This is a genomic window from Streptomyces nojiriensis (genome assembly GCF_017639205.1).
GTDB classification, from domain to species: domain Bacteria; phylum Actinomycetota; class Actinomycetes; order Streptomycetales; family Streptomycetaceae; genus Streptomyces; species Streptomyces nojiriensis.
Genome location: NZ_CP071139.1, coordinates 2,645,365 through 2,659,039, shown reverse-complemented (window position 1 = coordinate 2,659,039; position 13,675 = coordinate 2,645,365). Strand labels below are relative to the sequence as shown.

The following is a 13,675-nucleotide window of genomic DNA, read 5'->3' as shown; positions in this document are numbered from 1 at the left end:
GGCTCCCGCCGGAGCGGCTCAGTTCTTGTACACGAGCCGCTCCGGCGGGATGCTCTCGGTGCCGACCACGCCAGTGCGCCGGTCCACCTCGACGACCAGCCCGTCCACGGCCGCGAGGGGCGAGAGGTCCACCGTCCCGAGGCATTCGCTCAGGACGAGCAGCCGCAGCCCGGGCAACTCGGCCAGCGGCTCCAGGGTCCCCTCGAACATGCACCTGATCAGTACGAGTTCCCTCAGCCGCCGGTACGGCACGAGGGCCGCGGCCGACACCGGTGCGGCGTGCCGGATCTGCAGCGAATCCAGTTCCGGGAGCGGGAGCGAGTGGACCAGCTGCCGGTACTGCAGGCTGCCCGCGATCGTCAGGTCCGTCACCCCCGGCCACCGCTCGATGCCGTCGAGGGTCATCCGGCGGGCGCCCTGCCACAGCGCCAGGGAGGCCAGCCCCTCGGCCGCCGGGACGTCCCCGATCGCCCGCTGCTCGGGCTCGAACCCGATGACCAGGGATGTGAGCCCGCCGACCGCCGCCAGCGGAGCCAGCGAGAGCCCGTCCCGCAGGTAGCCGAAGGCGAGGCTGTCCGCCGACAGTTCGGTGACCACCTCGATGCCCGTGACCTCGGGACAGTCCAGTACGCCGAGGTGCCGGAGCGTCGGATGCCCGGCCAGCGGCGCGAGATCGGTCAGGGCCGGATTGCGGTGGATGACCAGCCACTCCAGGTCCCGCCGCCCGGATATCTCCGCCGGGAGGGCGCCGTTCCAGGTCAGGTGGACCCGCCGGACGTGGGGCAGCCGACCCAGCGCGGCGAGCTGCTCGCGCGTGCGGACGTGCAGGTGCCCGACGCGCACGGGGGCGTCGGCCAGGACCGCGTCCGCGTAGTCGTCGGTGCGGAACCGCCCCCAGGCGTCGGACAGTTCATGGACCACGTCGTAGCGGTCGTCCCGCCGGAAGCCGGCGATGACCTGGAGCGCCCGGTCCCCGTTGACGAGCGCGGCCGTACGGATGATGGCGGCAGCCTGCTGCTCGTCCAGGCCCGCGGGGTCCGGCAGGAGTTCCAGGACCAGCTCGCCCGCCTTGGCCAGTTCCTCGGCCTGCCCCACCGAGTGCGGCGGCAGCAGGTGCGCCGTACGCGCCTGCACCTCGTGCCAGACCTCGGGGTCCAGCTCCGGGGCGTGCTCCAGGCAGGCCGCGGCCAGCAGCACCAGCCGGTTCTGGTCCCGCTTGACCTTGTCGGCCCGCCGCAGGAGCTGGCGGAGCAGGCGTGCGCGCTCGTCGGGGCGGGCGTGCCCCACCGCCATGCGGATCACGTCCTCCCACGTGTCCTCGTGGGCGTTGCCCACCAGCACACCGAAGTCCCGTGCCTCCACGGCCGCCTTGGCCCCGAGGTAGTCCTGGAAGGTGCGGTGCACGAAGTGGACCGACCCCGGGACCGTCTCCCGGAGCAGCCCGCTGCGGATCAGCAGGTGCCGGAACACCTGCTCGGCACCGGCCTGCGCCCGGACCTGGGGCATGGCGCCGAGCCACTCGCCGACCATCTCCTCGGCCTCCCCGCGGGACGCCTCCAGCTGGCCGTTGCGGATCAGCCAGTACGCGAGCCGCTGGAGCAGCAGGGTCTGCTCGTCCCTGCTGAGGTACACGCCCTCGACACCGGAGATGTCCCGCTCGGTGTCCCGGCGCACGAGGAGCATGTCCAGGGCGGCGTCGTACAGCTCCTTGCGCGCCCTCGGCAGGTGCATGTGACGGTCCCGGTTCAGGGCGCACAGCAGGGCGCACATCAGGGGGTTCGAGGCCAGCCATCCGAGGTCCCGGCGGGAACCGACGGACCGGATCAGTGATCCCTCGTACCGGTCGAGGGTGTCGCGCTCCTCCTCGGAGCCGCACTCGGCACGGGCGGAGTCGTGCCAGTGCGTGATGAACGCGCTGACGTCGGCGCGCTCCATCGGCAGCAGGGACAGCAGGGAGAAGGCCTGCCCGGTCAGCCAGTCCTCCGGGACCGCCGACGGGCGCGTGGTCACCACGTAGCGGGCCCGGGGATAGGCCGCGAGCAGGGATCTCAGCCACTCCTCGGTCCGGCTGCGGAGCTTGGACGGGACCTCGTCGACCCCGTCGATCAGGACGAGTGCCCGTCCTTCGGACAGCAGGTCCTCGACCCATCCGTCAGGGGCCCGCAGCGGCACGCCCGAGGCGCGCAGCCAGTTCTCCGGCATCGGCAAGCCCTCGGGCGAGTTGAACGAGCGCAGCCGCAGGACGAAGGGGACGAGCGTGTTCCAGTGGCGCAGGCCGACCTTGAAGCTCCGTCTCGCCGCGTTCAGCGCCAGCCACTGGACCAGGGTGCTCTTGCCCGAACCCGCCGGGCCGCGCAGCAGCACCCGCTCGGACGTGCCGAGTGCCAGCTCGGTCTTCATCGCCGAGTGCCGGCCCGGATCCTCCAGCAGCTGCTCGCCCGTCACCGCGAGGCTGATGTACGCCAGGTCCAGGGGCCACTCCTCGCGCGCGTGACTGAGGGTCAGGCCGAAGAGCTGGAGGCGGCTGTGGGTCTCGGCGATGTACTGCGCGTAGCGCTCCTCGAAGGCGTACGCCGACCCGTCCGCGCCCTCCTGGAGCCGGTCCAGCGAACGGGCCAGCTCGCCCGTCCGCCGGACGAGTTCCACGTCCGCCCGGGCCCCGAAGCCCGGCAGGGTCGTCACGTACTCCACCGCGTGCGCGCAGCACAGCCGGACCAGCCGTCCGTACAGGACCTCCGCGGCCGGGCTCAGGCCCGCCGGGGGGCCGGGGAGGGCCGCCGCCAGGGCCGACGGGTCGAGGTCCGCCGCGAAGAGGGCCTGCGTGTCGAGGGGGCCCAGTGCCGCGAAGGCGTCCCCGGCCGCGTCCAGCGCCGCCAGGCGTTCGTGCTCCGGCAGCGCCGCGCACTCCGGGCCGAGGCGCTCCGCCAGGGCTTCGGCCAGGCGCCGCATCTCGCCGTCGCCGAGTTTCCCCGGAGGCTTGCGCCAGCGCTGCACCGGCAGTGCCGGGTCGGCCGCCAGGCCCGCCCCCGGGGCCCGGGCCAGGAGGGACTTCACCAGCGTCCCCGCCGCCGTCCCCGCCACCCGTAAGAGAACCGTCTCGAACCCCGTCATGCCCCGCCCCCTTCTCGGCCCGTACATCATCTCGTGAACCGCCGGTAACACCGATGGATACCGATCGGTAACAACCCCTAGCGGCACCCCTGAGAGCGCCTCTATGGTGCGGGACATGCCGAACCTGCCCGATGTCGTGCTGTGGTCCATACCTGCCTTCGTGCTGCTCACCGTCATAGAGGTGGTGAGCTACCGGCTCCATCCCGACGAGGACGCCGCCGGCTACGACACCAAGGACGCCGCCACGAGCATCACCATGGGGCTCGGCAGCATCGGGTTCGACCTGCTCTGGAAGATCCCGGTCGTCGCCGTCTTCACCGCGGTCTACGAACTGACCCCGCTGCGCGTGCCGTTCCTGTGGTGGACCGCCCTGCTGATGCTGCTCGCCCAGGACTTCCTCTACTACTGGCAGCACCGCCTCCACCACGTCATCCGCATCCTGTGGGCCTGCCACGTGGTCCACCACAGCAGCCGGCGGTTCAACCTCACCACCGCCCTGCGCCAGCCCTGGACCAGCGCGACCACCTGGTGGTTCTACCTGCCCATGGTGGCCCTCGGCGTGCACCCGGCGGCGATCCCCTTCTGCTACGGGATCAACCTGCTCTACCAGTTCTGGGTCCACACCGAGCGCATCGGGAAGCTGCCGCGGCCCTACGAGTACGTCTTCAACACCCCCTCCCACCACCGGGTCCACCACGCCTCGCAGGGCGGCTACCTGGACCGCAACTTCGGCGGCATCCTGATCGTCTGGGACCGGATGTTCGGATCCTGGGTGGGGGAGACGGACAAGCCCGTCTACGGGCTCACCAAGAACATCGGCACCCACAACCCGCTGCGCGTGGCCACCCACGAGTACGCGGCCATCGCCCGGGACGTGCGCGCCGCCGGGAGCTGGCGCGCGCGGGCCGGACACGTCTTCCGCGGCCCCGGCTGGCAGCCCGCACCCGCACCCGCACCCGCACCCACATCCGCAGCCGCACCCGCAGCCACATCCGCTCCCGCTCCGGCCGCCGGCGCCGCAGCCGACCCCGCCGCCCCGGCCGTACAGGAGAGCACCGCGTGAGCACCGCCGAGTCCCCGGGCCGACCCGCCCCCGCCTGGGCGGCGGACCAGGCTCCGGCCGGCCGGCCGCGCCTCGGCCGCATCGCCCTCCTGGCCTTCGCCGTGGCCGCCGCCGTCGACCTCGGCTCGCTGCTGGCCGGCTGGCACCTCGGGCACGTCATCGCCAAGCCGCTCCTCATGCCGCTGCTCGTGACCCACATGGCCACCCGCGGCGCGCCCCGGCTGCTGCTCGCCGCCCTGCTGTTCGGCTGGGGCGGAGACCTGGCCCTGCTCTTCGACGCCGAGCCCGCCTTCCTCGTGGGCATGGGCTCCTTCGCCGTCGGCCACGTCTGCTACCTCGTCCTCTTCGGCAAGCGGCCCGCGAACCCGCTGCTCGCAGGCGCGTACGCGCTCGCCCTCCTCGGCACCGTCGCCCTGCTGTGGTCCGATCTGCCGCCCGACCTGCGGATCCCCGTGGCCGGCTACAGCCTGCTGCTCACCGCCATGGCGTTCCGCTCCAGCGCCCTCGGCCTGCGGGCCGGGATCGGCGGCGGGCTGTTCCTGCTCTCCGACACCCTCATCGCCACCGGCGTCGCCGAGTGGCCCCAGCTGCCCCGCCCGGACTTCTGGATCATGGCCACGTACCTGGCCGCCCAGTACCTGCTGGCCACTGGCGCGACCTCCCGGGAAGCAGGCGTACGGTAGGACGGTTCCACAGTCGTACAAGACTGAACGATTTCGAACCGGAGGACTGCACCACCATGCGCGCCACCGTTATCCACGCCCCGCACGACATACGCGTGGAGGAGGTGCCCGACGCTGCGATCCAGCGACCCGAGGACGCCGTCGTCCGCGTCCTTCGTGCCTGTATCTGCGGCAGCGACCTGTGGGCCTACCGCGGCGAGGCCGCGCGCCAGCCCGGCCAGCGCATCGGCCACGAGTTCCTGGGCATCGTCGAGGAGACCGGCTCCGCCGTGTCCGGCCTGCGGGCCGGCGACCTCGTCGTCGCGCCCTTCATGTGGTCGGACGGCACCTGCGAGTACTGCTCCGAAGGCCTCTTCACCTCCTGCGAGCACGGCGGCTTCTGGGGCTCGGTCGGCCACGACGGAGGCCAGGGCGAGGCCGTCCGCGTCCCGCACGCCGACGGCACCCTGGTGAAGCTGCCCGCCGAGGCCGCTTCCGACGACCACCTGCTGACCGGACTGCTCGCGCTGTCCGACGTCATGGGCACCGGCCACCACGCCGCGCTGGGCGCGGGCGTGCGCGAGGGCTCCACGGTCGCCGTCGTCGGCGACGGTGCGGTCGGCCTGTGCGGCGTCCTCGCCGCCAAGCGCCTGGGCGCCGAGCGGATCATCGCCCTGGGCCGCCACACCGTACGGACGGACATCGCCAAGCTCTTCGGGGCCACCGACGTCGTCGCCGAGCGCGGCGAGGCCGCCGAGGCGGCCGTGCGCGAGCTCCTCGGCGGCCGGGGCGCGCACGCGGTCATCGAGGCGGTCGGCACCGAGCAGTCGATGCGCACCGCCGTGAACATCACCCGCGACGGCGGGGCCATCGGCTACGTCGGCGTCCCGCACGGCAGCGGCACCGGCCTCGACCTCGGTGTCATGTTCGACCGCAACATCACCCTGCGCGGCGGCGTGGCCCCGGTCCGCGCGTACATCCCGGAGCTGCTGAAGGACGTGCTCAGCGGCGCGATCGACCCGGCGCCCGTCTTCGACCGGGCCGTGTCCCTGGACGAGGTCCCGGACGGCTACCGGGCGATGGACGACCGCAGCGCGCTCAAGGTGATGATCAAGCCCTGACCTGACCTGACGGACGGGCGGGCGGCCAGGGCGGACGGGCCGGGCGGGTGATCCCCGCCCGGCCCGTCCGCCCCGCTGCGCCGGGTGCTACTTCACGGCCTTGAGCGCGTCGATCACGCCGTAGCCGTAGTAGCCCGTCTGTCCCCACTTGCTCGCGCAGGTGGTGGCGTCGATCAGGGTGCCCGCGGCGTCGTATATCTGCGTCGGGCAGGCCGCCTTCGTGGACTGGGCCTTCAGCATCGCCTGGAGCTGCGAGGGCGTGGCCGACGGGTGGGCGCTCTTGAGGAGCGCCGCGACGCCCGCGACGTGCGGGGCGGCCATCGAGGTGCCCTGCTTGTAGCCGTAGCCCCCGCCGGGGACGGTCGACAGCACGCGCCCGTTGGCGTCCGGGGTGTCGGGGACCTGCCACTTGTCACCACCGGGGGCGGCGACGTCCACGACCCCGAGGCCGTAGCTGGAGTAGTACGAGCGCAGGCCCTTGTCGCCGGTCGCGGAGACGGTGACCACGCCCGGCAGCTGCGTGGGCAGGTCCAGGCAGACCTTCGGGTCGATCGTGCGCGGCACCGGGGTGGTGTCGTTCGGGCTGGTCTCGTCGACGAGGGAGTCGGCCGCCAGGTCCTGGTTGGAATTGCCGGCCGAGGCGATGTGGAGCGTGCCCTTGCGCTCGGCGTACTTGGTGGCCCGGCCGATGGCCTCCACCAGCGCCTTCTGGTCGTCGTCGGACTTGCAGTTGAAGAGCCACGGGTCGACGTAGTAGCTGTTGTTGGTCACCTCGATCCCCTTCTCGGCGGCGAACATGAAGCCGCAGACGACCGCCTCGGTGTAGAAGAGGCTGGTCCCGGGCTCGCTCACCTTGATCGCGGCTATCTTCACGCCCGGCGCGACACCGCTGATGCCGATGCCGTTGCGTGCGGCCCCGATGGTGCCGGCCACGTGCGTGCCGTGGTCGCTGCCGTCGGGGTACGGGCGCCAGGCGCCCTCGGTGGTGTCGGCGACGCCGCCCACGCAGTTGGCCGACTGGCCCTTGGAGAAGTTCGGGGCGAGATCGGGGTGGGTGTCGTCGACACCCGTGTCGATGATGCCCACCGTGACGTTCCGGCTGCCATCGTTGATCTTGTGAGCCTTGTCGGCCTTGATCGTCCGCAGGTCCCACTGGTTGGGCTCCAGCGGCTCCTGACCCTCCTGGGCCACGGCCGCCGCCTTGGCGGCGTCCGCCGCGCTCAGCTGCTGGGTCGCTCCCTCCTCGGTGGTCCGCGCCGCCGACATCGGGGCCGTCCGGGTGGCGCCGACCGACACGAACAGACCGCGCTGGGCGCGCAGCTGCTTGGCGAAGTCCGGGTTCTGGGAGTGTGCGACCACGACCCCGATCTGCTCATAGGCCGTCACCACCGTTCCGCCGGCCCGCTCGACGGCCTTCTTCGCCGCCTTCACCGTGGCGTACGCGTTCAGGTTGGCCACGTACGACAGTTTGGGGCCGGAGGTGTCGGCCTTCGCGGCCGGCGCCGTGTCGGCCGCACCGCCCAGCGGGGCGGCCGAGGCCGAGATCGCGGGCAGGAAGGCGAGCGAGGCGGTGAGCGCCAGGCCGACGGGTACGGCGAGAGCACGGCTGCGCTTCTTGGGCGCACGCGACCCCAGCTGATCCATGGGTTCTCCAGGTCGTCCTCGAAAAAGCCGCCCGGACGCGGTCGCGTCGGACGGGTTCATGACAAGTGAACCTAGCGTCGCCGTTCCCCTCCACGCCATCAGTTCGAGAAATCAGTTCCCCAAGAATCAATCGGTGTTGAACCGTCCCGACGCGCCGTCCGTGCCGTTGACAAGGGGGGCTCGGCACCACCGTCCCCCCACACGGAGGTTGTTTTGTCCGTCGTCCCCACCGCACCCGCGTCACAAGGAGATCCCCCCGTGACCACCGAAGCAGCGCCGCCGCCGGGCAGCGCGGGAACGCCACCGGCGGCCCCCGCGGCAGACGACTACACGAGCGTCCAGCAGAGCGCCGAGTTCACCGAACTGCGCGGCTCCTACCGCTCCTTCGCCTTCCCGCTCACCGTGGCCTTCATCGCCTGGTACCTGCTGTACGTCCTGCTGTCCAACTACGCGGGCGGCTTCATGGGGACCAAGCTCTTCGGCAACATCAACGTCGCCCTCGTGCTCGGCCTCGCCCAGTTCGCGACGACCTTCCTGATCGCCTGGCTCTACGCCCGGCACGCGGCCGCGCGGCTCGACCCCAAGGCCGAGGCCATCAAGGCGCGGATGGAGGCCGCCGAATGAGCGGGGCGCACCACCTGACGACGCTCGCCGCGGGAGCCTCCGAGCACCGTCCGCTGATCATCACCCTGTTCGGGCTGTTCGTCGTCGCCACCCTGATCATCACCGTCTGGGCCGGCCGCCAGACCAAGGACGTTTCCGACTTCTACGCGGGCGGCCGCCAGTTCACCGGCTTCCAGAACGGCCTCGCCATCTCCGGCGACTACATGTCCGCCGCGTCCTTCCTCGGCATCGCCGGAGCCATCGCCCTCTTCGGCTACGACGGATTCCTCTACTCGATCGGCTTCCTCGTCGCCTGGCTGGTCGCCCTGCTGCTCGTCGCCGAGCCGCTGCGCAACTCCGGCCGCTACACGATGGGCGACGTCCTCGCGTACCGGATGCGCCAGCGGCCCGTCCGCACCGCCGCCGGCACCTCCACCATCGTGGTCTCGATCTTCTACCTGCTCGCGCAGATGGCCGGCGCAGGCGTGCTCGTCTCGCTGCTCCTGGGGATCACCAGCGACGGGGGCAAGGTGGCCGTCGTCGCGCTGGTCGGCGTACTGATGATCGTCTACGTGACCATCGGCGGCATGAAGGGCACCACCTGGGTCCAGATGGTCAAGGCGGTGCTGCTGATCGCGGGCACCCTGCTGATCACCCTCCTGGTGCTGGTGAAGTTCAACTTCAACATCTCCGACCTGCTGGGCAAGGCCGCGGAGAACAGCGGGCAGGGGGCGAAGTTCCTCGAACCCGGCCTCAAGTACGGCAAGGACCCGACCTCGAAGCTGGACTTCCTCTCGCTCGGCCTCGCCCTCGTCCTCGGTACCGCCGGCCTGCCGCACATCCTGATCCGCTTCTACACGGTGCCCACCGCGCAGGCCGCCCGTAAGTCCGTCCTCTGGGCCATCGGCATCATCGGCGGCTTCTACCTGATGACGATCGCCCTCGGTTTCGGCGCCGCGGCGCTGCTCGACCGCGACGAGATCATCAAGTCCAACAAGGCCGGCAACACCGCAGCCCCGCTGCTCGCCCAGGCCGTCGGCGGCGGTCCCGACTCCACCGGCGGCGCCATCCTGCTCGCCGTGATCTCCGCGGTCGCCTTCGCCACCATCCTGGCCGTCGTCGCGGGCCTCACCCTCGCCTCCTCCTCGTCCTTCGCGCACGACCTGTACGTGAACGTGATCCGCAAGGGCAAGGCCACCGAGAAGGAGGAGATGCGCGCCGCCCGCTGGTCCACCGTCGTCATCGGAGCCGTCGCCATCGGCCTCGGCGCACTGGCCCGCGACCTGAACGTGGCCGGACTGGTCGCGCTCGCCTTCGCGGTCGCCGCCTCCGCGAACCTGCCGACGATCCTCTACAGCCTCTTCTGGAAGCGCTTCACCACCCGGGGAGCGCTCTGGTCCATCTACGGCGGACTGGTCTCGGCGGTCGGCCTGGTGCTGTTCTCCCCGGTCGTGTCCGGTAAGCCCACCTCGATGTTCAAGGACGCGGACTTCTTCTGGTTCCCGCTGGAGAACCCGGGGATCATCTCGATCCCCCTCGGCTTCCTGCTGGGCTGGCTGGGAACCGTCCTCTCCAAGGAGAAGGCCGACCCCCGGAAGTTCGCGGAGCTCGAGGTGCGCTCCCTCACCGGAACCGGGGCGCACTGACATCATCCGAACACCCAGCGTGGCCGCGTCGTAGTTCCCTACGACGCGGCCACGTCACGTCTCGTTCATTCGGGCACCTCTGGATGACACAGGCGTCGCGTAGTCTCGAAATAGAACGCGTGAAGTAGATCGAATGCCCGCGCGTACCTCTACTTCCGGACAGGGGAGGGGGCCCACAGTGCTTCTCGATACCTACGGCCGCGTGGCCACTGACCTGCGCGTCTCGCTGACGGACCGGTGCAATCTGCGCTGCACCTACTGCATGCCCGAAGAAGGGCTGCAATGGCTGGGCAAGTCGGACCTGCTCAGTGATGACGAGATCGTCCGGTTGATCCGCATCGCGGTCACGCAGCTGGGGATCACCGAGGTCCGGTTCACCGGCGGCGAACCGCTGCTGCGGCCCGGCCTGGTCGGCATCGTCGAGCGGTGCGCGGCCCTGGAGCCCCGCCCCAAGATGTCCCTGACCACCAACGGTATCGGCCTGAAGCGCACCGCGCAGGCCCTGAAGGCCGCCGGCCTGGACCGGGTGAACGTCTCCCTGGACACCCTGCGGCCCGATGTCTTCAAGACCCTGACCCGCCGCGACCGGCACAAGGACGTCGTCGAGGGCATGGCCGCGGCCCGCGAGGCCGGCCTCACCCCCGTCAAGGTCAATGCCGTCCTCATGCCCGGCCTCAACGACGACGAGGCCCCCGACCTGCTGGCCTGGGCCGTGGAGAACGAGTACGAGCTCCGCTTCATCGAGCAGATGCCGCTCGACGCCCAGCACGGCTGGAAGCGCGACGGCATGATCACCGCCGGGGACATCCTGGAGTCCCTGCGCACCCGCTTCACGCTCACCGAGGAAGGCGCCGTCGAGCGCGGCTCCGCCCCGGCAGAGCGCTGGGTGGTCGACGGGGGACCGGCCACCGTCGGTGTCATCGCCTCGGTCACCCGTCCGTTCTGCGGCGCCTGCGACCGTACGCGGCTCACGGCCGACGGCCAGGTGCGCACGTGCCTGTTCGCGACGGAGGAGTCGGACCTGCGCGCGGCCCTGCGCTCGGGCGCCCCGGACGAGGAGATCGCCCGGCTGTGGAAGGTCGCGATGTGGGGCAAGAAGGCCGGATCCGGTCTCGACGACCCGTCCTTCCTGCAGCCCGACCGCCCGATGTCCGCGATCGGCGGCTGACCGCTCTCAGGTACGGGCGTGGTACGGGCCTGGTCAGCGGGGGCGTTCCGAGCCCTCCGGCTGCACCCACTCGTCCAGCTTCACGACGTCCTTGAGGAAACCGCGGACCCCCAGGAACTGGGAGAGGTGTTCGCGGTGCTCCTCGCACGCCAGCCAGGTCTTGCGCCGCTCCGGCGTGTGCAGCGTCGGGTTGTTCCACGCCAGGACCCACACGGCCGTGTCGCGGCAGCCCTTGGCGGAGCAGGTGGGGTTCTCGTCGGAGCCGGAGGCGCTGGAGGAAGTCACAGGCCCACATTAGAACGGAATGGCGACGCCGAGCAGCCACGGGGGGAGCTGCCCGGCGTCGGTCCGTCGCTCCGACGGGGGATGCGGAGCGCGTGAGCAGTATGTCACGCAGGACCCGGTGGAGTGCACCGGAACTTCATGATTGATCTGAGCTTTTCTTGAGGTTTCCCGCGTCGAGCGCCGGTCGCACGGGGGCCGGGACGAAGTGCGAGGGCAGCGACGGCGTCGACTCTCGCCCGGCGTTGGCGATGACCACGGCCACGTAGGGGAGCAGGGCTCCGGCCACGAGCGTCACGATGGCCACCGGGCGCTGCACGTTCCACAACAGCACGGTCGCGATGACCGAAAGGGTCCTGATCGTCATCGAGATCACGTACCGGCGCTGACGGCCCCGCACGTCCTCGGCGAGACCCATCCGCGCACCGGTGATCCGGAAGACCTCGGCCCCGTTCCGCTTCTGCCGCTTCGTCCGCTCCACGCTCCACCACCCGATCGCCCTCCGGGCACTCCCGGCCCGGTCCCTCCCACGGTACGCCCGCCCCCGGGCCGCGGGGAGAGGGGGGACCCCCGTACGACACTGTCCGAAATGCGCCGTACGCCGGATGGGTCGACACTGGGCGCACGTGCGCACAAGGCGCCGGGAGGAGGCTCGACATGGGTGGTTGGTTGTGGGCGATCGTCGTCGGTTTCGTGCTGGGGCTGATAGCCAAGGCCATCCTGCCGGGCAAGCAGCACCAGCCGCTGTGGCTGACCACCCTCTTCGGCATCGTCGGCGCCGTCATCGGCAACGCGGTGGCCACCTGGATCGGTGTCGGTGAGACCGCGGGCATCGACTGGACCCGGCACCTGCTGCAGATCGCGGGAGCGGTCCTCGTGGTCGCGCTCGGCGAGATGATGTACGGAGCGATCAAGGGCAAGCGGCAGACGACGTGACGCAGCGCGGGTCATGACGAAGGGGCCGGCCGGACCAAGCGTCCGAACCGGCCCCTCCGCCGTGCTCCGCGTTGCTCACCCGCGCCCTGCGACGCGTCGGCCGCGTCAGGCGCCGGTGACCTCCACCGCGGCCAGGTTCTTCTTGCCCCGGCGCAGCACCAGCCAGCGCCCGTGGAGCAGGTCCTCCTTGGCGGGGACCGCGTCCTCGGCGGTGACCTTCGCGTTGTTCACGTAGGCACCGCCCTCCTTCACGGTCCGGCGGCCGGCCGACTTGCTCGCGACCAGGCCGGTCTCCGCGAGCATGTCCACCACGAGACCGGGCTCCGCCACCTGGGCGTGCGGCAGTTCGGACAGGGCCGCGGCCAGCGTGGCCTCGTCCAGCTCCGCCAGGTCGCCCTGACCGAACAGGGCCTTCGACGCGGCGATCACGGCGGCGCACTGGTCGGCGCCGTGCACGAGCGTGGTCAGCTCCTCGGCCAGCGCCCGCTGGGCGGCGCGCGCCTGCGGCCGCTCGGCGGTCTGCGCCTCCAGCTCCTCCAGCTCCTCACGGGACTTGAAGGACAGGATCCGCATGTAGGTGGAGATGTCCCGGTCGTCCACGTTCAGCCAGAACTGGTAGAACGCGTACGGCGTGGTCATCTCCGGGTCCAGCCACACGGCGCCGCTCTCGGACTTGCCGAACTTGGTGCCGTCCGCCTTGACCATCAGCGGCGTCGCCAGCGCGTGCACGACCGCGCCCGGCTCGACCCGGTGGATCAGGTCGAGTCCGGCCGTCAGGTTGCCCCACTGGTCGGAGCCGCCCTGCTGGAGCACGCAGCCGTAGCGCCGGTACAGCTCCAGGAAGTCCATGCCCTGGAGCAGCTGGTAGCTGAACTCGGTGTAGCTGATGCCCTGGTCGGAGTCGAGCCGCTTGGCGACCGAGTCCTTAGTCAGCATCTTGTTGACGCGGAAGTGCTTGCCGATGTCCCGCAGGAACTCGATGGCGGACATGCCCGCCGTCCAGTCCAGGTTGTTCACCATGAGCGCCGCGTTCTCGCCCTCGAAGGACAGGAACGGCTCGATCTGGGTGCGCAGCCGGGTCACCCAGTTCGCGACGGTCTCCGGGTCGTTCAGGGTCCGCTCGGCCGTCGGTCGCGGGTCGCCGATCTGCCCCGTGGCCCCGCCGACCAGCGCCAGCGGCCGGTTGCCGGCCTGCTGGAGCCGGCGCACGGTGAGCACCTGGACCAGGTGCCCCACGTGCAGCGAGGCCGCGGTCGGGTCGAAACCGCAATAGAAGGTGACCGGACCGTCCGCGAAGGCCTTGCGCAGCGCTTCTTCGTCGGTGGACTGGGCGAAGAGCCCGCGCCACTTCAGTTCGTCGACGATGTCAGTCACGGTCGTGACTCTCCTTGAGAGATGGAGTGAGTAGGGGCGTGGATGAGGGGTCTACCCGCACATTC

12 protein-coding genes are annotated in these 13,675 nt (G+C 71.0%); 7 read left to right on the top strand and 5 right to left on the bottom strand.

The window, feature by feature from the left end; genetic code table 11:
• Positions 1–18 precede the first annotated feature (18 nt).
• Complete coding sequence (locus tag JYK04_RS12395) at positions 19–3,111, bottom strand: NACHT domain-containing protein (RefSeq protein ID WP_189735807.1); 3,093 nt, start codon at positions 3,109–3,111, stop codon at positions 19–21.
• 115 nt (positions 3,112–3,226) lie between these two features.
• Between JYK04_RS12395 and JYK04_RS12390 the strand changes: the two genes are divergently transcribed.
• From JYK04_RS12390 to JYK04_RS12380, 3 genes are read left to right on the top strand one after another with little or no spacing between them, the layout of a single operon-like run.
• Positions 3,227–4,174, top strand: coding sequence for a sterol desaturase family protein (locus JYK04_RS12390; protein ID WP_189735805.1), 948 nt, complete (start codon positions 3,227–3,229; stop codon positions 4,172–4,174).
• Positions 4,171–4,857, top strand: a complete 687-nt coding sequence (locus JYK04_RS12385) for a lysoplasmalogenase (RefSeq protein ID WP_189735804.1) — start codon at positions 4,171–4,173, stop codon at positions 4,855–4,857. Before JYK04_RS12390 ends, JYK04_RS12385 begins: the two co-directional genes overlap by 4 nt.
• Positions 4,858–4,913: 56 nt before the next feature.
• Positions 4,914–5,957, top strand: coding sequence for a zinc-dependent alcohol dehydrogenase family protein (locus JYK04_RS12380; RefSeq protein WP_189735801.1), 1,044 nt, complete (start codon positions 4,914–4,916; stop codon positions 5,955–5,957).
• 87 nt (positions 5,958–6,044) lie between these two features.
• Here the strand turns inward: JYK04_RS12380 and JYK04_RS12375 are convergent, their stop codons facing one another.
• Positions 6,045–7,601, bottom strand: a complete 1,557-nt coding sequence (locus JYK04_RS12375) for a S8 family serine peptidase (RefSeq protein WP_189735799.1) — start codon at positions 7,599–7,601, stop codon at positions 6,045–6,047.
• 258 nt (positions 7,602–7,859) lie between these two features.
• On the opposite strand from JYK04_RS12375, the gene JYK04_RS12370 reads away from it, so the two are divergent.
• The 3 genes from JYK04_RS12370 (at position 7,860) to moaA (ending at position 11,018) form a co-directional block, all read left to right on the top strand.
• Entirely contained in the window at positions 7,860–8,225 is a 366-nt protein-coding gene (locus JYK04_RS12370) for a DUF485 domain-containing protein (protein WP_189735797.1), read from the top strand.
• Positions 8,222–9,850 carry a solute symporter family protein gene (locus JYK04_RS12365; RefSeq protein ID WP_189735795.1) on the top strand — a complete coding sequence of 543 codons (1,629 nt, stop codon included), beginning with the start codon at positions 8,222–8,224 and terminating at the stop codon, positions 9,848–9,850. The genes JYK04_RS12370 and JYK04_RS12365 overlap by 4 nt, the downstream gene beginning before the upstream one ends.
• A gap of 178 nt (positions 9,851–10,028) precedes the next feature.
• Entirely contained in the window at positions 10,029–11,018 is a 990-nt protein-coding gene (gene moaA / locus JYK04_RS12360) for a GTP 3',8-cyclase MoaA (RefSeq protein ID WP_229875131.1), read from the top strand.
• A 33-nt stretch (positions 11,019–11,051) separates the two neighbouring features.
• Here the strand turns inward: moaA and JYK04_RS12355 are convergent, their stop codons facing one another.
• Together JYK04_RS12355 and JYK04_RS41165 are read right to left on the bottom strand one after the other, a co-directional pair.
• Positions 11,052–11,303 (bottom strand): hypothetical protein, encoded by a 252-nt coding sequence (locus tag JYK04_RS12355; RefSeq protein ID WP_189735791.1) that lies wholly within the window; start codon positions 11,301–11,303, stop codon positions 11,052–11,054.
• 136 nt (positions 11,304–11,439) lie between these two features.
• Entirely contained in the window at positions 11,440–11,781 is a 342-nt protein-coding gene (locus tag JYK04_RS41165; protein ID WP_268254140.1) for a DUF3099 domain-containing protein, read from the bottom strand.
• A 176-nt stretch (positions 11,782–11,957) separates the two neighbouring features.
• Between JYK04_RS41165 and JYK04_RS12345 the strand changes: the two genes are divergently transcribed.
• On the top strand, positions 11,958–12,236 hold the full coding sequence (locus tag JYK04_RS12345) for a GlsB/YeaQ/YmgE family stress response membrane protein (RefSeq protein WP_189735786.1): 279 nt from the start codon (positions 11,958–11,960) through the stop codon (positions 12,234–12,236).
• 105 nt (positions 12,237–12,341) lie between these two features.
• Here JYK04_RS12345 and tyrS read toward each other — a convergent pair whose 3' ends face one another.
• The gene (gene tyrS, locus JYK04_RS12340; protein ID WP_189735784.1) at positions 12,342–13,610 is read right to left on the bottom strand and encodes a tyrosine--tRNA ligase; all 1,269 of its coding nucleotides are present in this window, start codon (positions 13,608–13,610) and stop codon (positions 12,342–12,344) included.
• Positions 13,611–13,675: the final 65 nt, after the last annotated feature.